This window comes from Methanococcus voltae PS (assembly GCF_024807035.1).
Lineage (GTDB): Archaea > AGJL01 > Methanococci > Methanococcales > Methanococcaceae > Methanococcus > Methanococcus voltae.
Window position 1 is genome coordinate 645307 of record NZ_JANUCQ010000001.1, and the last position, 19932, is coordinate 665238.

A 19932-nucleotide genomic window follows, 5' to 3' on the forward strand; every position below is an offset into this window, starting at 1 on the left:
CTTAAATTTAATAATTTAATTTAAATAATTTAATCATATTCATATTACATAATTATATCGATATATTCTATATGTTTATAATATATATTAAACCTTATACTTTAATTCCAATGTTTCATTAATTAGCCATTAATAATTAATTTATAGCAATTTTAAATCTTTGGTAATTTTGGAAATTTTTTCTTCTTTTTCTGGGCCAATACCTACAGCAGTAAGCGTTCCTGAAGCTATTTGGGTTCTTCCAGCATCCCTTATTAACCCAACTGGTAAACCTTCAATATTTGCATTTTTAAATACTTCTAAAAGCTCACTTTCAGAATTAACTTTTAAAACTACCTTTTTTTGCCCTTCGTTCATCCATTTTTTAACAATATCTGGACAAATTTTTTCAGCATGTAAAAAAGCTTGTATCGCAGCGTGGCTTGCCTGTGCTGCTATTTTACCTTTACCCATTTTTAAGTCGTTTCTAATAACAATTACTTGTTCAAACATGTTTCATCCTCTATATTACTTATTTTCTTGTTTTATATGGTACTTTATTCATTATTACGTTAAACATTATTACCTTATCCTGTTATTAATAATCTTTTTAAATGTATTTAATTTATATATTGAAATTTTCATAAATAATATTGTATTAATATATTTGAAATAAAATTAGCCCTCAAAACTAAAGGATATTAATTAAGGAATAATTAATAATTTACTACAATATATAGTATTTGGTAATAAAATCAAATAAATACGTCAAAAATATTTTTAAGGTGTGATTATGAAAATTACTGACAGAGTCTATTATGTAGGCGTCGTAGATTGGAAAGCAAACCATTTTCACGGTTTTGACATACAAGGTACGAGCTACAACTCTTATTTAATACTCGATGATAAAAAAGTTATAATAGATGCAGTAAAAAAAGAATACTACCCCACATTTATAGAAAATATTGCTAAAATAATAAATCCTAAGAAAATTGATTATATTATAGTTAATCACGCGGAAATGGACCATAGTAGTAGTTTAGAGTATTTAGTTAAGGATACTGGCGCTAAAGTTGTATTAAATAAAGTTACAAAAGAATATTTGGATAAAATGTATGATACGACAGATTGGCACTTCATGGTTGTAGATTCTAATGAGACTTTGGATATAGGAGAAAGGACTTTAAAATTCATAAGAACGCCAATGTTGCATTGGACTGATAACATGGTTACCTACTCGAGTGATGGAATACTCTATTCAAATGACGCTTTTGGTCAACATTTAGCGACTTCAGAAAGGTTTGCCGACCAAATTGATGGTGGAGGTAGGTCATTCTACGAAGCTAAGGATTATTTTGCTTCTATTATTTTACCATATCGTATGTTTGTAGGTTCAGTATTAGAAGAATTATCGCAATATGACATAAATTACATATGCCCCGCTCACGGTACGGTTTGGAGGGGCGATTTAATCGATGATATAATCTACAAATATGCTCTTTGGAGTTCGGATGTCCCAAAAAATAAGGCAGTAATTTTATATGGTACTATGTACGAATCTACTGAAAAAATAGCTTACGCACTCGCAGACGGATTGGTAAATGCAGGCGTGACCGTTAGGATATTAAATACTGAGTCCCCAGTAAATAAGATTATGAATGAGCTCATGGATGCTCGTTATGTACTTATTGGTTCTCCAACGATGAATGCAAATATATATCCGCCAGTAAGGAATATATTATCTTGGTTAGAAGATTTAAAACCTATTGATAAAGTAGGTGTCGCTTTTGGTTCTTATGGATGGGTAGAATGCGCAACTGGGCATATTTATGAAACCTTCAAAAAATTAAATTATAAAATTGTAGATGACGAATGTTTAAAAATACAATTTATTCCGTCAGTAGAAGAACTAAGGGAATGTCGTGAATTTGGAAGAAAATTGGGTAGTACTAACAATAAAAATTAAAATAATATCTTAAAATAATTAATTTATAATACCTAATTTATAATACCTAATTTATAATTTTTTAATTAATCTTTAACAACTTTTTTTATAAAAACTTCTTACTTATCAAATATGAATTAAATCTAAAATTTATAGGCGGGTAAGTTTATGATATTGATATATTCAACGTTTCCTAGTTTAAATTCTGCTAAAAATGTTTCTGAATTGTTACTTGAAAAAAAATTAATATACTGTGCTAATTTTTGGATGCATAACTCATTATATCTTGGTAAAACTTCTGAAAATTTGGATTATAATGAAAAAGTATTAAAAGAGATGGAAGACGGAGAAAATAGAATTATAACAAGTTATGAAGTGGGCGTAATTTATAAGACCTCTCCGGAAAATTGGTCTGAGTTATGTGGTCTTTTTAGTGAGATTCATCCCTATAGTACTCCAATATTACTTAAAATAAATGTGGAAGATTTAAATTCAGAATTTGGAGAATGTTTGAAAAATCACGGTTTTAAGTAATAAGTAACAACTAATAATTACTAATTAATAAGTAGTAATTACGAATTAATACAAAAAATTTTTTATAATTCATCAAAATTTAACATTAAATAGATTTAGATGTAAAAAGACCTAATATCTGTTAAACCTAATATAACAATATAAAAATTAACTAATTTTTGAATATCAAATAGTATTATTTATATAGTGATACGTAACACTATATAATTATTAGAATATTTAAGCATACTTAAATTTAATATTCGTACCTGTGAATTTACGAGCAGGTAAAATAATTTAATAAAACATAAATAACCACACAATTAAATTTATAAATATATATTTTTAAAATAATATCATGTTATGTTCAATAACAGATTCATAGGTGTATTTTGGGATTATTATGAAAATAGAGTTACAAATATTTGGAATGCACTGTAGTAGTTGTGCATCAAATATCGAAAACAATGTTTTAAAGCTTAATGGGGTAAATTCTATAGCTATTAACCCAGTTACTGAAATAGGGGTTATAGACTATAATGAAAATATTGTCGATTTAGATGCTATACTAGATAAAGTCGCAGAGTTGGATTTTGAATACGAAATTGTAAATATGGATATTGATAATTTAAATGTAGAAAATAGCAATAAAAATATTGACAATGACAATGACAATAATAAATTATCGACGGAATATGGGGATAAATCAGACTTGGAAAATACTGGTAATGATAACAACGGCGTACAAAATAGGGGAAAAATTGCAATTGTTAACAATACCAAAAAGATATCCTTGTTAATTTCGGGTATGCACTGTAGTATGTGCGCATCAAATATCGAAAAAAATGTTTTAAAAATTGACGGGGTTAAATATATATCGATTAACCCAGTTACCGAAATTGCAAGAATTGAATATGACCCAAAAATTGCAAATTTAGACAATATAACAAAAGTTATTGAAGAATTAGGTTTTGGAGTCAAAATATCCGAAGAAGATATGCCTGATAATTTATTAAAAACTAATAATGTTGAAAATAAAGAGAATAAGGAAAATAACGAAAATGAATATTCAAATAAACTTAAAAAATTAAAAAAATCAACCGAATCTAAAAATTTCGCTGAAAATACTTCTGAAAACCCGGAATTTTCAGATAATTTAGATATTGCAATAATTTCTAAAAATGAAGATGGTTCAAGAACTTACAAGTCAAAATTACCAAAACCACCTAAAAGTAAAAAGGAGCTTGAATTAGAGCATAAGAGACTTCAAATTTGGGTAGGGGTGGCATTCTCATTAATTCTTATAATTTTAAGTATGGTATCGATGGATGCTACTACAAAGAATTTTGCATTATTGATATTGTCTTTATTCCCGATGTACTATGTAGCTTTACCGATAATTCAAAATGGTTACACTGCAATAAAGCATAAATACTTAAATATGAATGTAATGTATACCTTAGGTATTTTGGCGTCCTTTTTAGCGTCAGTTTTTGCAACATTTGGTGTTTTGTCACCAGATTTCATAGTTTACTCTACACCGGTTATGTTAGCAACATTATTAACACTCGGTAAATATCTTGAGGGTAAAGCTAAAGGTAAAACTTCGAAGGCAATTAAGGAACTAATGAGTTTACAAGTTAAATACGCGGTTATCGTAGAAATTGAAAACGGTGTAGAAAAATACTCTAAAGTGCCTGTGGAAAGAATAAAAAAAGGAGATGTTGTACTAGTTAAATCAGGTGAAAAAATACCTGTCGATGGTACGGTTTACAATGGAAGTAGTTACGTTGATGAATCTTCAATAACTGGGGAGCCAATACCGAATGCAAAACATATTGGGGATAGTGTTATTGGTGGTACCATTAATCAAGAAGGCGTTTTACAGATAACTGCTCAAAAAATTGGTAAAGATTCACTACTTGCACAGATAATCGAAGTAGTTAGACAAGCACAAGCAACCAAACCAAATTTCCAAAGTATAGCAGATAGGTTGGTTAACTATTTCATACCTGCTGTATTTTTATTGGCGGTTTTATTCTCTGGTTACTGGTATTTGGGCGGTTACGGGTTATTAATATCTGCATCAATATTCATATCAGTAATTGTTATCGCTTGCCCGTGCGCTTTAGGTATTGCGATTCCTACAGCTGTTACAGTAGGTTTGGGTCGTGCTGCAAATTTAGGTATACTTATAAAGGATACTGAAGTATTTGAATTATCAAATAACATCAATGCAGTAATATTCGATAAAACAGGTACTTTAACAGAAGGTAAACCGTCAGTAACGGATTATATAACTGATTTACATGATGAGAAGTTTGCAAGTTACGTAGTTTCAATGGAATCCAACTCTAGCCACCCTTTGGGTAATGCAATTGTTGAATATTTTAAAGATAACTATGAATCTGAAATGACTGAACAAATGATTAAAAAAGTTTCAGATTATCAAACAATCGTTGGAAGAGGGGTTGAAGGAAAAATAACCGATGAAGGTATCGTTAAAAGTTTACTGATTGGTAATAAATCATTAATGGATGAAAATAATGTACCCATTCCTGAAAAATACCTTGAAAAATTAAACGAATATCAAGAAAATGCTCAATCTATAGTATTATTGGCAGTGGATAAAGAAATTAAAGGTTTATTGGCAATAGCTGATAAATTAAAACCAAATGCAAAATTAACAATTTCTAATTTGATAAACATTGGTATTAGTCCATACATGGTTACAGGAGATAATAGAAAAACCGCCTCAGTAATTGGTAATCAACTAGGAATTCCAGAAGAAAATATATTTTCTGAAATTTTACCAAATGAGAAATCTGAAATTGTGTTAAAAATAAGGGAAAAATTAAATAAAGGAGTAAAGTATACCACTACTCCAAAAACTTGTATTTTACAAGATATTCCAAATGATAAAATTGAAAGAAATATTTCAAACCACAAATTAAAGAGAGTTTTATTTGTTGGTGACGGAATAAACGACGCTCCGGCTCTTTCAGTTTCAGATATTGGAGTAGCTATGGGTTCAGGTACTGATATCGCCATAGAAAGTGGTGACGTAGTTTTAATGAATGAAGATATTAATTCAGTTTATAAATTCATTAAATTAAGCAGAAGAATATATTTGCAAATTAAAATAAATTTATTCTGGGCAATTGCGTACAACTCGATATTAATACCAATTGCAGGTGGGTTATTACTACCATTCGGTATTATGTTTAGGCCAGAATATGCAGCATTTGCAATGACACTGAGCTCTTTATCTGTTGTAGGATTTACCTTAATGCTTAGAAACTACAATCCAAAATAAATAAAAAATAAAATATTATAATAGATAAAATATTATAATAAAATAAAGTTATTAAATTAAAAAAATAAAATATGATGGAAAATTAATGTTGTTCTACCCAATAACTTCCATCTTTTGCAAATTCTTTTTTCCATATTGGCACTTCTTCTTTAAGCTTATCTATCAAGAATTCACATGCTAAAAAAGCTTCTTTTCTATGTGATGCACCAACTACGATTAAAACGATATTTTCGCCCACCTTTAACGTACCTATCCTATGTATCATTGTCACGTCAATTATTTTAAACTGTTCCATAGCTTTATTGGCTAGTTCTTCTAACTTTTTAGTTGCCATAGGTATATAACCTTCAAAATCTAATTTGTCGACTTCTTTTTCATCGCCGTCTTTATAACCTACATTCCTAACAACGCCAATAAAATTTACGAGTCCTCCTATCTCAGGGTGCTTTTCAAGCATTTTTTTAACTTCTAAATCCGTATTAAAATTTTCTTCAGAAACTCTTATCATAAATTATCACGATTTTATCGATTCATACATTATATAGATTCTATTAATTTAATTTATTATCTAATCTATTTCATACTTTATTAATTAACATTTATTAAATTATCTTTTTAATTTCTATTATCTTATTTTATTTAATTTTTATTTAAATACCTATATAATCTAGTAGTTATATATTATAAAATAAATATATTACATAAATTCCATAGATTACTAAATAAACTATCAATTCGTAAAATACCATAAATAAAATTTGCAATGTCTAAAAATCTAAGCGTTTAAAAGTTGAAGGTGAAAATTTGAGCGGATACGAATATTTTGAAACTATGGCCGACATAGGTATTACATCTTACGGAGAAACCCTTGAAAAAGCTTTTGAAAACGCAGGTAGGGGATTATTTAACATTATGGTTGATATTGATAAAATCGATAATAAAAATGCACTGGGCAAATTTCAAATAGCTTCTGACGATTTACTAAGTTTATTGTACGATTACCTAACGGAATTGTTAATACTACACGATTCAGAATTTTTATTATTATCAAACTTTAAAATAAATATTGAATCAGTCGTAGAAGAGCAAGACGAGGATAATAATGACGAGTCAGATACTATCGAAAATTCAAACGATGTAATGAATGTAACTAATATGGTCAATATGGATAATAAGGACAGTAATGAAAAATTTAAAGAATATTATACTTTAGATTGCTATTATTTTGGTGAAGAATACGATAAAGCCAAACATGAGGCAAAAGAGGAAGTTAAGGCAATAACATATCATAAAATGAATATTTCAAATAACGAAGGAGAATTTAAAATAAATTTTATAGTTGACTTATAATAAAATTTATTTTACACTTATTTTTTTATAATTTACAAGTTTACAAGTAAACCTTAAAATTATCTAATTTTCAAATTCTGTATTCATATAATACTTAGCTAAACCTGCTTTTGAAGTTTCTTTATACCCGCATTTTAAATCTTCACCCGTTTCTTTCATCGTTACGATAACTTGGTCTAAACTAACCCTATGGCGTCCATCAGTAAATAATGTAAAGTTTGCAGAGTCCAAAGCCCGTACTGAAGCCACAGCGTTTCTTTCAATACAAGGTATCTGTACATATCCGCCTACGGGGTCACAAGTCATGCCCAAATGATGTTCAAGAGCCATTTCGGCAGCATATTCAATTTGTTGGTTTGTACCTCCAAGTATGTATGACGCCATAGCTGCAGCCATGGCACAAGCCGTCCCAACTTCACCTTGACACCCAACTTCGGCACCAGAAATGGACGCATTCTCTTTAACCAAATTTCCAACTAAGCCCGCAATAGCAAGAGCTTTCAAAATTTCATCTTCGCTAAGGCTATATTCTTCCTCTAAAACCTTTAATAGAGCAGGAACTATCCCTGAAGACCCGCAAGTAGGTGCTGTAACAATTACACCACCGTCGGCATTTTCTTCAGCAACTGCCAAAGCATAAGCATATAGCTTTCCATTCGTTGAAAAACGTGTTTTTCTCATTCTAGCTTGTTTATATATTCTTTTTGCTTTACGTGGTAATTTTAAAGGTCCAGGTAATACCCCAGACTTATGCAATCCATTTTCAATGGATTTTTGCATAACTTCCCATATACCGCTCAAATAATCCCATATATCGCTTTCTTCAAAATCTTCTACGTATTGCCATAATTCTTTCCCATTTTCATCACACCACGATAATATGTCTTCCATTTTATCAAAAGGATATACAGGTCTTTTATATGGTTTAAAATCTTTCTTTCCAGTCATTTCCGAGTCTTTTACAATTGTTCCCCCGCCAATTGAATAGTAAATTTCTTCAGCAACTATATTGGGTTTTTTATCTGCAGTTGTAACGATTGCCTTAATTTTTAAGGCGTTTGTATGATATTTTTTTACTATTTCGGGTTTCCAAAAGATATTTACTGTTTTAGGCTCTAAAGTATACCTTATAATTTTATCTGTCAAGTGTCCTTTCCCTGTAGATGCTAAACTTCCATATAATTCTACATCATAATAATCGACGTCTATGTTAGTTTGAATTAAATAGTTTTTGAACTCATTGGCTGCTTTTTGGGGTCCCATTGTATGGCTACTTGAAGGTCCGTGACCTATTTTAAACAATTCTTTTAAAGAATCCATTTTATCACCTTTAACCATTATTAAATTACTAGAATTTTAAAATATCACATTATATATGGTATTATTGATACCCACTTTAAAAACATTATAAATATTTAAAATTTAAGATTTAAGATTTAAAGTTTAAGATTTAAAAAATTAGAATTGAATTAGTTTATTCTTTATCGTTTAATTTAGTAAGTAAACTACTTTTCATGATTTCAACATCCGGTTTAATACCAGTCCAAATCTCAAAACTAATGGCGCCCTGATGTACTAACATACTAAGACCATTTTGGATAATGGCTCCTTTTTCAGACGCTTGTTTTAAAAATTTTGTTTCAAATGGGTTATAAATTATATCAACTACAAATTTCCCAACGAGTGAATTTTCCGGTAAATTTGATAAGTTAAGAACTGTTTCATCGATATTAGGGTGCATTCCTAACGAAGTAGTATTTACGATAATATCGTAATCCAATAAATTAGTTATATCGTTAAATTCGTCTAATTTAACCGAATTAACATTTTTATGTCCAATTGATTTTAAATATTTTTCAAGAGCTATTGCTTTTTCAAGAGTTCTATTTGTAATTGTAACAAAGTTATCTTTCGACATTTCGTAACAAATTGACCTACTAGCCCCACCTGCACCTAAAACAAGTATTTTTTTATTTTTAACCTCATTAGAGTTATTTAAGTTATTAGTTTCTATTAATTCTTCAATAGCTTTTCTAAATCCTAATCCATCGGTGTTATATCCCTTGGAAGTGCCATTTTCAAAAGATATCGTGTTTACTGCACCTATCTTTTTGGCATCTTCATCTATTTCATCTAAATACTGCATAATATCGATTTTATGTGGTACTGTAACGTTTAAGCCACGAATGTTTAAAATTTTTGCAGAATATACCATATTTTCTAAATTTTCCGGTAATATGTCAAATGCAAGATATACATAATTTAAATTATCAATTAAATTACTTTTTAAGTATTTAAATTCTTTTAATTTCTCGATGGTATCAATATTTTTAGAAATAGCATCACTATTTAATTTATTAACCTTATTTTTAAAAATAATTGAATTGTGCATAATAGGAGATAGCGAATGAGCAATTGGGTGACCAATTACGCCTAGAATTCTAGTTTTTGAATTTAATAAATTACATAGATTGCTATTTAACATTATATCACCGGTTTTTTTATTTTATATCCTTTATATTCATCATAACTATTATAAAAATTATATCTAGCTAATAATATTATGGATTATTGATTATATTGGATTTACTATATTGAATATATTATTTGGTTTTAAATTTGTTATTAGCCTTAATATATGCTTTAGTTCTGATTCAAAGTAAAAAATATATATAACGGTATTTACAAAAATAATAATGTGAATAAATTAAAATAAACCATATAAAAAAAAATTTGAGGGAAAATATGAAGCAGCAAGTATTCTACGGTAAGGGAATGCCTCTAGTAAAAAAGGAAAACCCTGAGTTGTATGACGCAATAGTGGCTTTAAACGATGCAGTTTTTAATGGGAAAGTTTTGGACTACAAAACTCAAAAATTAATTGCTATAGCCATTACAGCAGCTAGCGGGGATAAAAGAGGAACTTTCAAACAAATATACAGTGGTATGAACCACCTTGCAATAACCCACGATGAAGTAATGGATGCTTTAAATATGGTTTTATTAACATCTGGAATGCCACCTTTTATTAAAGCAGTTAGAATTTTAGAAAAGGTGGAGAAAGAAATTGAAGCTGATAAAAAACAGTGCAAATCATAATTTTTTAATTAAATAATTAAAAAATAAACTAATTAAATAATAAAAATAAAGATAATAATAAAGATAATAATAAAAATTATCGATTATAATACTATATTATCAAATTTTAAATTATTTAACTATTAAATAAATTAATTATCATTATATTATTAAATATGGGGTATTTATATGAATAAACATGTACAAACTCTTAAAGATGGAACTGATTTTGAAAAGAAGCACGTTCCAATGATAGAATGTAAGGACGAAGTCGCTGTTAATGAATTATATGAAGTAAAGGTACATAGTGCTGGTGTTGACCACCCTATGGAAGATGGTCACTTTATACAATACATAGAGCTTAGAATAGGTGACTTAACGGTCTATAGGGGCAGTATGACACAGTATGTTAAGCCTGAATTAACCGTAACCTTAAAAGCTCCTTCTGAGGGTCATGAAGGTTTAAAAATGAAGTTAAAGGCATTTATGTTCTGTAATTTACATGGTCTTTGGACTTATGAAAAAGAAATAGCCATAAAAAAATAAAATGGGAATTATTAAATTTAAATTATAGGGATATTATCTATACTTATTTATTAGTTATTTACAGATTTATTTTTAAATATTCTAATGATAAGTTGTTAGATTAAATTAGGGGTGAATTATGACTTGGTGGAAATGTTCAAACTGTGGATATATATTCGAAGGTGATGAAGTACCTGACCAATGTCCAAATTGTGGGGAAAAATGTACTTTCTATGACGTATCGTGTTATACGCCAGAATGTGGTTTTTGTGGGGTTGACCCAAAAATTGCAGGCAGAAGACAAGAAGAAAGTAGACTTTAATTGGTAATATTAAGGGTATTATTATACTGGTATAAAAATATTCTAAATATATTAAAAATTTAATAATTACAATAACGTAAAAATATAAGAATATAATACATTAATTACAAATTTATAAGGGGGATAAATTTGAAGATTTCATTATTGGTTTTTTCCTATGAAAAAGATGGAGCACCAATGAATACATTAATGTTCCATGTTTTATTATTTGCAAAAGAATTAAAAGAAAAAGGCGAAGATGTAAAGATATTGTTTGAAGGTGAAGGGGTACAATGGGCAAAAGAGTTAACAAACCCAGAACATCCATTTAACAAACATGTCGAATACTTAAAAGATAATTTTGTAGCTTGTGAAGCTTGTTCCAGTATGCACGGGATTTTAGATGATATAATTGGAAAAGTAGCTATTGAAAATGACTTACATGGCCATATTAGTTTAAAGAAATATTTAGATGATGGCGGAAAAGTTGTAGAATTTTAATCTAAAAACTTTGAAGCCCTAATATATTACTATATAATATAAAATAAAATTCTCTTTTATTTTTTTAGAATTCTTAATGACATTTTAATTTATTATTTTAATTTATTTTTGTCACATCTTTTTCACTATTATGTTTATTCATAATCAACTAAATTATTTAACTTATTTTTACAATCAAAATGTCATATACTAATATTATTTAAAAATTCTCTTTTATATGTTGTTATATCCTAAACAAATCGTAATTATGATTCAAATAATATATATAACCCTTTATTTAAATAATTATATGTGTGAAATTTTTTTTTAATACATATCATAAAATAAGTATATTATACTAAATTATACGTTTGGTAGAAAATTCTATCAAATTGGTGAGTAATTTAACGAGGGGGATTTATGAAATCCAATTACTTAAGCTATGCCTTATTCTCGATACTATTACTTACACTACTAGGTTGTGTTTGTGCAGCAGAATACGATATAGGCGCAAATAACTTCACAGAACCGGGTATTGTAGGTTTAACAATCGAAGAAGGTGGCATTTATAATTTAAATGAAAGTGTAATGGTAGACAGAAAAAATGCCATTTACATAAAATCAAGTAATGTAACGATAAACGGAAATGGTTATACATTGACCTACGCTAGTGGGGGAATCCCTAAAAATGGTATTCGTATTTTTAACACCGTTATAGGTACTACAAATGTAACAATTCATAATCTTACATTAGATGGTTGGGATATAGGGATAAATGATGCAGGAAGTAATCTAACGACGATTTCTAATGTTAATATACAGAATTCCGAAAGTGAAGGTATGAAACTTACTCAGCTCGTAAACTCTAGAGTTGAGGACTGTTCGATTATAAATAGTAATAATGGTAGTGCAATATTGGCATCATCTGGTACAAATTGTACTTTTGATAATATAACGATACCAAGTAGCCCTGAAAGTTGTATAAGACTTGTAGATTGTGTAGATTATACAATAAATGGCTCTAAATTATCTAATTCACAAATAGGTATAGATTTACTAGATTCACCAAATTCAAATATTTTGAAAAATACTATTGACGCATGTAGTTTAACAGGCGTACATGCGGATTACGCACCATACAGTACATTTAAAGACAATGAAATATCTTCATGCGAAGTTGGTTTTGATTTCTACGATACAAGCTATTGTGATTTTGTAAACAATACTATTAAAAGTGAAGGTGGATTTGCATCCCATGAAGCGGGTGTGAAATATGAGATTTCAAATGATTGGAATGTCTCAAAAAACAATATTAGTGGATATGAATACGGTATAAAAGTTTCAGAATCCGATGATTATAATTTAACTGAAAATTACATATGGAATAACAGCATCGGTGTTTATGCCGGTGAAAATTCTGATTATGTAAATATATTCAATAACACAATATACAAAAATATATTGGGAATTTCACTTTATTCGCCATTAAAAGCGTTCCCTACGAATGTTTTACCAAATAACGGTATCTTAAATGATGATGGCACTGGTAACGATGGGTTAGACCACCCTGTGATTACAGCTGCAAATATGAGCAATAATGAAATACTATACGTTACAGGTTATGTAGGTGTTAATAATTCAAGTACTATATTTGCAAATACAATCGTAGATGTTTACTTAGTAAATTACACAACTCCTCAAAGTGGCGACACTAACGCAAGTATTAGTAACTACGGTGGAAGCTGGATTTACTTAGGTTCTAACACCACAGATGGAAACGGAATATTTAATACATATATTAACATCTTGGGGGTAAATACGAGTCCATTAATAAATAATTCGTATGTTACTGCAATAACAAGGAAGGAAACTTCTGGAAAACACATTTCATCAGAATTTGGGTTAAATACTCCAGTACGTGAAAAAGTACCAATATGTAGAAATTTATCGATAAATGTAACTGAAGAACTATATAATAGTCCAATTTGGATAAATGTAACCATAGAACCTAAGGGTTACGCTATAGTAGATGTAACTGCTACTTTGGGAAATAATACTTACCAATTAGCTACTACTGATATTGGAACTTCTAGAATATATAACGGTACTATATATACACCAAATTCAACAGGTATTAAACCAATAAAAATTACAACGTACTATTCGCCAGTTGGGGACCCTGCCAATATAATGAGTATTGAGACTTGTTCTTGTGATTTATGTGGTTGTGCAATAAATGTAACGGGTAACCCTGTTAAAATACCATCTGTTACAAGTCCTCAGAACTTTATGGTGAATAACCCTGACGAAAAGTTAGTTATAAATGTGACAACAGCACACGATTGGGGTAATGCAAAAGTAAATAATGTAAGTATCAGTATTTTAGGGGAAGAATATTGGTTCAATGAATTAAATACAAATGTTTGGGGTGCAAATATATCTGTACCTCACAGTAAAGGAAACTATACATTTACAATAAAAGCAATGGATAATCTAACTAACTTCAATACTACAGAAGGCTGGATTTATGTAAATGACACATACTATATCTATAATTCAGATATTCCGTATTATATTACCAATCCTGGTAATTACTTCATAATGGAAAACATAATCCAAAATAACGATGAAGGTATTCTTATATCTGCAGATAATGTAAAAATTCATGGTAATGGTTATAGTTACGATTACTATAATGCAAGTTACAATTATTCAACAGATTCATACTATGGATTTGCAATTTCCTCAGGAGATAACATTTCAATTAGTAATATTTCAATGGAAAATTGGTTATATGGTATAATTGGAGGTTATGTCGAAAATTCAGAATTTAAGAATATTGATATATCAAATTCAGATACCGGAATGACTTTCTTAGAAATTCAAAATTCAGAAATTAGTAATAATGTAATGAATGATTTAGATTTCACAGGAATTTTAATTTATGATTCAAATTCAAAAAATATAACAATTTCATATAATACAATATATAATTTTGGTTCCACACCATATGTATATGCAGATAGTAATCCAAGCAAAATTTATGCTATAGAGTACAATACAGGTGAATTAAACACTTCAAAAGTAAATAGTAATATGAATTACCCTGTATTCACAAATATATCCTACAATGAAACAAACAATTCACTATACATTAAAGGATTTATCGGACGTAATGCACCAAATGCGGGAGACTTTGGAAATTCAAAAATTGAATTATACCTTGTAAACAATACGTTTGCAGGGGACAAATCCAATGCAATCCACCCAGGAAGCTGGCAACTAATAACAGTATTTAACACAACTGCAGCAGAATTTGACAAAAATATTGACGTCTCGTTGGTAAATATCGATAGTAATTCATATATTGTAGCATCAGCATATTTAAAAGACGTAGGTACTTCCGAATACTCAATAGGATATCCAGTATTCTATAGTGACGATGGAAGCATAACTATTGGAAACATATATACAATTCCAGGACAAACCACCGGAAATGGAACTTCTATAGACGCTTACGTAGGAATCGTAGGAATAGGACTTCCAGCGGAAATTAATGTTTCTATATTGGGCACAGGAATTTATAATAACACTACGACAATCGATTTAGTATATATAAATGACACGTGGGACGTTTATAAGGTAGGCTTACCGGCTTCACCACTCGAAGAAGGATTATACACCTTAAACGCATCTACAAAAACAGCAAGTAATCCGTCTACCTGGAGAATCTCCTCAGACTTCGGAAATTACTTTGTAGTGGATAAATCAGCTCCAAAAATAACCGTTTCATTTGACCCAATGTATGCAAAAGCAAACGGAACAACTAATATTACAGTTACAGTAAACGATACAAGTCCAATAGACAAAGTAAACGTTACACTTAATGATAACAACAGTAATATATTCCATTTGGTTCAGAAAAACTCTACAACCTGGTATGGTCTCTTGGATTTAGGTAATACTTCAGGTAACCAAACAGTTATGGTAAATATATCTGATATACTAGGTCACAAAAATTCGACTACGTACACAAACTTGTATATAGATACAGAGTCACCAAAGATAGGAAATATTTATGTAACTCCTGAGGAAGTAGCTTTGAATCAAAATACAACAATTTGGGTTTTAATTGATGATTACGTGAATATACCTGAAAATAAAACAAATATTACATTAAAAGCAGAAAATAACAGTACAAAAACGTACAACGTTACAAAATTAGCAGATAATTTATTTATACTAAATATTCAACCAAATATTGAGAATATGAGCTCAGGAATTTACCAAATTGCAGTAAATACTTCTGACGAATACGGAAATACAAATTCAACAGATTATATTAAAAATTTAACTGTATTAAATGCAAATATTACAAATAACGATACATTTAATAATTACACACAATTTAATACTGGCGGTACAACGATAATTAATTTATCTGGAATATATATTGAAATAAATACTACTGAAAATATTTCCTCACCAGTATCGGTCTCTGAATTAAATAACCCACCTGCAAGTGGAGGAGCATTCACAGCTGGTGCAAGTCCTTGGGAAATACAAATACCACTATTAAATAGCTCAGTAATAAACAACTCATACATTAAAGTCTACTATAGTTTAGAAGACTTCCCAAGTAACATTAACGAAAATACATTGAGATTGTATAGGTACAATGAAACAAGTGAACAATGGGTTGTATTTACAACACCTAACGGTGGAGTAAATACTGCAGAAGATTATGTATGGGCATACACAAAAGATACATCAGGTAAATGGATAGTAGGCGGTTCTTTACTCGCTTCAACAAGTAGTGGGTCTTATAGAAGCAGTAGAAACAAAGATAGATTTGAAGGAGTAGCTGATGATGTAACGTCAGTTGAATTGAGAAGTTTCATATCCAATGCAGAGGTAATCGCTGGAAACAACATTGATATGGGCTATTCAACTACATTAACCAGTAATGGAGTTTTAGCATCAAGTAGAGCATCAGATAACGTTACACAACAAACTATCCTTATTGGAGGTCCTGTATCTAACCCAGTAACAAGTAGATACAGAAGTTATTTACCTATACCAATAACAAATGAAGAACCAGGAGAAGGAATAGGTGTTATTCAAACCTTTAAAATAGGCGATTACACTGTGATAGTCCTTGCAGGTTCCGATAGAGTAGGAACTCGAACTGCTGTTGAGTATTTCGCACAATTAGATGAATTACCAACAGATAGTATAAAAGTAACATTTGTAGCAGGACAGTACAAAGTTGTACGGGTTTCCTAAATACAATAATAAAATAATAAAATAATACTAAAATAGTAATAAAAATAAAATATTAACTACCAATTACTTATTTTTTCATTTTTTTCATTTTCATCTATTTTTTCATTTTTTCATTTAATTTATTCAAATAATGTTATTTTAGCATATTTTTAATTTTATAATACATTTTAGGTTATTATTTGTCGCAATTATGGAAAATACATTAATATATTAAAAATTACATAATATTATATCATAAATTAAATAATATAGATGTTTAAATATAACCTTAATAAACGTCAACATATAATTAATTTACGTTATGGTGACAATATGACAAAAGATTCAAAATCAAGTGGTTTAAAATACATAATTACAATACTAACTATCCTTTCGGTATTGGTTGGTGTATCCTCAGTTTCTGCAACCGAAGTATTACTTGTAAGTGACAATTACGCTGATTGTTTAACTGCAGGCACTTTGCAGGAAGTTTTAAACGATACTGTAATCGTTACAACGCCTTGGGGCGAATATGTAAACGAAACTTGGGACGCAATAGTTGCAGAAGACCCAGAGACTGTTTATATAATTGGTGGACCTGTAGCAATTCCTACAGATTATGATGATAATTTAGAAGAAAATAACATAACATATGCAAGATTAAATGGTTCAAATAGGTATGAAACCAACCAGGAAATAATTAACAGATTTATAGAAAGATTCAGAGAAGCAAACATTACAAATATCACCATAGCATACGGTGACGATGTAAATGGGAATTGTACAGGTTGGGGCTTTGTAATACTTACAAATGGAACTAACTTATCAATTGATAATGATACAGTAGATTATTTAAATATTACAAATGATACAAACATTACAATTATTGAAACACCATTTTTCAATGGTTCCACAATTGTACAAAGACTTAATAACCGTGGATTTAGTGTAAGCACTCAAGCAATGCCAGATTGGGTTTTACAAAAGAAAGTTCAAAATACAAGACAGTTATTAATTAGAAAAATGCAAAGATTAACTGTTTATGGTCAAAATATGTCTGCTGACCCTACATACCAAGCATTAGAAAATAAATTAGCAGAAGTAGATGAAAGTATCGCAAATGAGAATTATGTACAAGCATATGCTTTTGAAATCGAACTTGAAAATATGATTTCACAATACAAATTCACAAATAAAAAAAACTTTAAATACACAGGATATTCGACTGTAAATAGCAATTCAAGTAACTACACTAACCCGGGTGTTGGTTATGGGAAGACTAAAGTAAAAGTCAATAATCCAAATAAACCAGTTAAATAATAAACTAGTTAAATAAATTAGATGGATAGATACATAACATAACAAATTAAAAATATAACTCGTTAAATTCTCTTTTTTTTAATTTTTAATTGTAATATTTTAATTATCTCTGATTTAAGCATTATTCCATTTTATAAACCTAACAAACTAATAAATAATATATATCATAAAACAATATTGTATAATAATATTCTAAAACAAATAGGATAAATAAATAGGATAAATAAAAACCTATAAAATAAAATCTAGAAAATAAAATAAAAAAACAGAAAAATATTTATAAAAAATTTAAATATTCACGAGTATATAATTTACACAGGTGAAAACATGGATTTTAAAAAAGTTGCTGTTTTAGCATTGACCTTGGTATTAGTTGCGAGTTTTTCACTTTGTACAAGCAAATCTAACGATAATAACGATGTTCAATTGAAAAGTTCAGAATATCTTGTGCATTTTGGCAACCAATCGCAAATATTGACTCTAAGGTCAGATGTTTTAGATACAGTTTCAGTAGATTTAGTTAATACTTCCGATAAAGATATCAAGAATACGTATTTCAACAATTCAGCATTAGCATATATTGATTATGACCCGTCTTTGCCAAATAATGAAGGTGGAGTATCTGTTATGGACTTAAAAGTTAAGTTAATTACATTTAATAGCTATTACTACTACGATAAGAATTACAAGCCACACAATATAGCAAGTTTGATAAGTAACGAAGAGAATGATACATACATACAATTAATGATATATGGAAATGAATCAAACCCTTTAAACTTAAAATTAAACGCTACAGAATTAAATATTGTAAAAAATAGCAATAAAACAACAGTATTTGAAGTTAGAAAAACAAACAATACTGCCACCATTACCAAAGTAGGATTTAATCACTACTTAATTGAAGGTAACTCATTAGAAGAATTGGATAAAGCAGAATCAAGACTTTTAATAGCTTTAGTCGGAAATGTTAATAATTCGGCTACCGCTTAATCCAATAATTCCAATATCTTTTTAATTTTTTTAATATCTTTTTAATATATTTTTATTACTTTTTTATTACTTTTTTTATACTATTTTATATTTTTTTATTTTTATTTTTATTATTAGCAATTACAATATTTGATATATCATATACAACATATAGTTTTAACAAAATTTTTTAACTAATTATAAATAGTATTGATTACATAATAAATCAATAAAAAATAAAAATAATCCTTATCGTTTTAACATCTATTTAAATATCTATTAAATTCTTGGTGGTTTTATGCAAATATTTGATGATTTAGAAAATATTACCGACATTACAATGAAGGTAAATGATTTAAAGGAAGTACGGCAAAGCAAAAAGAAAGCTTTAGTATTTGGTAAATATAGGGGCTTAGTATACGGGGAACCGATGTTTATAATAAGTGTTTACGGAAGAAACCTTTTTAGATTGATTTGTGGCTGGAATTCTGAGAATGAAGAAGTTATACTAATTAGATATAATAAAGTAATTGACGGATATCAAAAAAGACATGAAAATGAAGCCTTACAAAAGTACATGGCAGTAGCTGACGTTGTACAAGATATCGAAAAATACGTATCGGATAATGAAAAAGATGTTTCATTTAAAATGACTGAAACACCTGTTAAAAAATGGGTAGAAGGCGGAGAATACGTTTCACTAAATTTAACAATATGGGAAACCTTTAAAGAATGCGGTTATAATGTATACCGACCATTGAATAACATACCTGAAGATGTAGTTATTAAACTATAATATCTCTTATTTTTAGCATATAATCAGCATATAATATATCAATAATCTAATTTTCTCATGTTTACCTAATTAATCTTTTTTAGTATTTAATT

Annotated in this window: 16 protein-coding genes; 12 read left to right on the forward strand and 4 right to left on the reverse strand. The window is 28.9% G+C overall.

The window, feature by feature from the left end:
* Positions 1-141: 141 nt before the first annotated feature.
* Positions 142-492, reverse strand: coding sequence for a peptidyl-tRNA hydrolase Pth2 (gene pth2 / locus M2325_RS02995; RefSeq protein WP_209590650.1), 351 nt, complete (start codon positions 490-492; stop codon positions 142-144).
* Positions 493-772: 280 nt separating this feature from the next.
* On the opposite strand from pth2, the gene M2325_RS03000 reads away from it, so the two are divergent.
* From M2325_RS03000 to M2325_RS03010, 3 genes are all read left to right on the forward strand, one after another.
* Positions 773-1945, forward strand: coding sequence for an FprA family A-type flavoprotein (locus tag M2325_RS03000; protein ID WP_259050772.1), 1173 nt, complete (start codon positions 773-775; stop codon positions 1943-1945).
* Between the two features lie 147 nt (positions 1946-2092).
* Positions 2093-2458, forward strand: a complete 366-nt coding sequence (gene cutA / locus M2325_RS03005) for a divalent cation tolerance protein CutA (protein ID WP_209590652.1) — start codon at positions 2093-2095, stop codon at positions 2456-2458.
* A 382-nt stretch (positions 2459-2840) separates the two neighbouring features.
* The gene (locus M2325_RS03010; RefSeq protein ID WP_209590653.1) at positions 2841-5753 is read left to right on the forward strand and encodes a heavy metal translocating P-type ATPase; all 2913 of its coding nucleotides are present in this window, start codon (positions 2841-2843) and stop codon (positions 5751-5753) included.
* Between the two features lie 82 nt (positions 5754-5835).
* Here M2325_RS03010 and M2325_RS03015 read toward each other — a convergent pair whose 3' ends face one another.
* Positions 5836-6261, reverse strand: a complete 426-nt coding sequence (locus tag M2325_RS03015; protein WP_209590654.1) for a molybdenum cofactor biosynthesis protein MoaE — start codon at positions 6259-6261, stop codon at positions 5836-5838.
* A 296-nt stretch (positions 6262-6557) separates the two neighbouring features.
* On the opposite strand from M2325_RS03015, the gene M2325_RS03020 reads away from it, so the two are divergent.
* Positions 6558-7103, forward strand: coding sequence for an archease (locus M2325_RS03020; RefSeq protein ID WP_209631523.1), 546 nt, complete (start codon positions 6558-6560; stop codon positions 7101-7103).
* Between the two features lie 63 nt (positions 7104-7166).
* Here the strand turns inward: M2325_RS03020 and M2325_RS03025 are convergent, their stop codons facing one another.
* Together M2325_RS03025 and aroE are read right to left on the reverse strand one after the other, a co-directional pair.
* Positions 7167-8423: an L-serine ammonia-lyase gene (locus M2325_RS03025; protein ID WP_209590656.1), complete on the reverse strand. Its 1257-nt coding sequence runs from the start codon at positions 8421-8423 to the stop codon at positions 7167-7169.
* Between the two features lie 154 nt (positions 8424-8577).
* Positions 8578-9588, reverse strand: a complete 1011-nt coding sequence (gene aroE, locus M2325_RS03030) for a shikimate dehydrogenase (RefSeq protein ID WP_209590657.1) — start codon at positions 9586-9588, stop codon at positions 8578-8580.
* A gap of 260 nt (positions 9589-9848) precedes the next feature.
* On the opposite strand from aroE, the gene M2325_RS03035 reads away from it, so the two are divergent.
* The 8 genes from M2325_RS03035 to M2325_RS03070 all read left to right on the forward strand — a co-directional run bounded on the left by M2325_RS03035 (position 9849) and on the right by M2325_RS03070 (position 19840).
* On the forward strand, positions 9849-10202 hold the full coding sequence (locus M2325_RS03035; RefSeq protein ID WP_209590658.1) for a carboxymuconolactone decarboxylase family protein: 354 nt from the start codon (positions 9849-9851) through the stop codon (positions 10200-10202).
* 168 nt (positions 10203-10370) lie between these two features.
* Positions 10371-10727 (forward strand): class II SORL domain-containing protein, encoded by a 357-nt coding sequence (locus M2325_RS03040; RefSeq protein ID WP_209590659.1) that lies wholly within the window; start codon positions 10371-10373, stop codon positions 10725-10727.
* A 118-nt stretch (positions 10728-10845) separates the two neighbouring features.
* Positions 10846-11028, forward strand: a complete 183-nt coding sequence (locus M2325_RS03045) for a rubredoxin-like domain-containing protein (RefSeq protein WP_209590660.1) — start codon at positions 10846-10848, stop codon at positions 11026-11028.
* A gap of 129 nt (positions 11029-11157) precedes the next feature.
* Positions 11158-11508: a DsrE family protein gene (locus M2325_RS03050; protein WP_209590661.1), complete on the forward strand. Its 351-nt coding sequence runs from the start codon at positions 11158-11160 to the stop codon at positions 11506-11508.
* Positions 11509-11907: 399 nt separating this feature from the next.
* Positions 11908-16773 (forward strand): right-handed parallel beta-helix repeat-containing protein, encoded by a 4866-nt coding sequence (locus tag M2325_RS03055; RefSeq protein ID WP_259050773.1) that lies wholly within the window; start codon positions 11908-11910, stop codon positions 16771-16773.
* 312 nt (positions 16774-17085) lie between these two features.
* Positions 17086-18072, forward strand: coding sequence for a cell wall-binding repeat-containing protein (locus tag M2325_RS03060; RefSeq protein ID WP_259050776.1), 987 nt, complete (start codon positions 17086-17088; stop codon positions 18070-18072).
* A 327-nt stretch (positions 18073-18399) separates the two neighbouring features.
* Positions 18400-19065 (forward strand): hypothetical protein, encoded by a 666-nt coding sequence (locus tag M2325_RS03065; RefSeq protein ID WP_209590664.1) that lies wholly within the window; start codon positions 18400-18402, stop codon positions 19063-19065.
* Between the two features lie 277 nt (positions 19066-19342).
* Positions 19343-19840: a hypothetical protein gene (locus M2325_RS03070; RefSeq protein WP_209590665.1), complete on the forward strand. Its 498-nt coding sequence runs from the start codon at positions 19343-19345 to the stop codon at positions 19838-19840.
* The last annotated feature ends 92 nt before the right edge of the window (positions 19841-19932 follow it).

Coding starts and splice junctions, on each gene's coding strand:
- cutA (WP_209590652.1), top strand. CDS start 2,093: ATGATATTGATATATTCAACGTTTCCTAGTTTAAATTCTGCTAAAAAT.
- M2325_RS03060 (WP_259050776.1), top strand. CDS start 17,086: ATGACAAAAGATTCAAAATCAAGTGGTTTAAAATACATAATTACAATA.
- M2325_RS03015 (WP_209590654.1), bottom strand. CDS start 6,261: ATGATAAGAGTTTCTGAAGAAAATTTTAATACGGATTTAGAAGTTAAA.
- M2325_RS03055 (WP_259050773.1), top strand. CDS start 11,908: ATGAAATCCAATTACTTAAGCTATGCCTTATTCTCGATACTATTACTT.
- M2325_RS03000 (WP_259050772.1), top strand. CDS start 773: ATGAAAATTACTGACAGAGTCTATTATGTAGGCGTCGTAGATTGGAAA.
- pth2 (WP_209590650.1), bottom strand. CDS start 492: ATGTTTGAACAAGTAATTGTTATTAGAAACGACTTAAAAATGGGTAAA.
- M2325_RS03025 (WP_209590656.1), bottom strand. CDS start 8,423: ATGGATTCTTTAAAAGAATTGTTTAAAATAGGTCACGGACCTTCAAGT.
- M2325_RS03070 (WP_209590665.1), top strand. CDS start 19,343: ATGCAAATATTTGATGATTTAGAAAATATTACCGACATTACAATGAAG.
- M2325_RS03040 (WP_209590659.1), top strand. CDS start 10,371: ATGAATAAACATGTACAAACTCTTAAAGATGGAACTGATTTTGAAAAG.
- M2325_RS03010 (WP_209590653.1), top strand. CDS start 2,841: ATGAAAATAGAGTTACAAATATTTGGAATGCACTGTAGTAGTTGTGCA.
- aroE (WP_209590657.1), bottom strand. CDS start 9,588: ATGTTAAATAGCAATCTATGTAATTTATTAAATTCAAAAACTAGAATT.
- M2325_RS03035 (WP_209590658.1), top strand. CDS start 9,849: ATGAAGCAGCAAGTATTCTACGGTAAGGGAATGCCTCTAGTAAAAAAG.
- M2325_RS03045 (WP_209590660.1), top strand. CDS start 10,846: ATGACTTGGTGGAAATGTTCAAACTGTGGATATATATTCGAAGGTGAT.
- M2325_RS03065 (WP_209590664.1), top strand. CDS start 18,400: ATGGATTTTAAAAAAGTTGCTGTTTTAGCATTGACCTTGGTATTAGTT.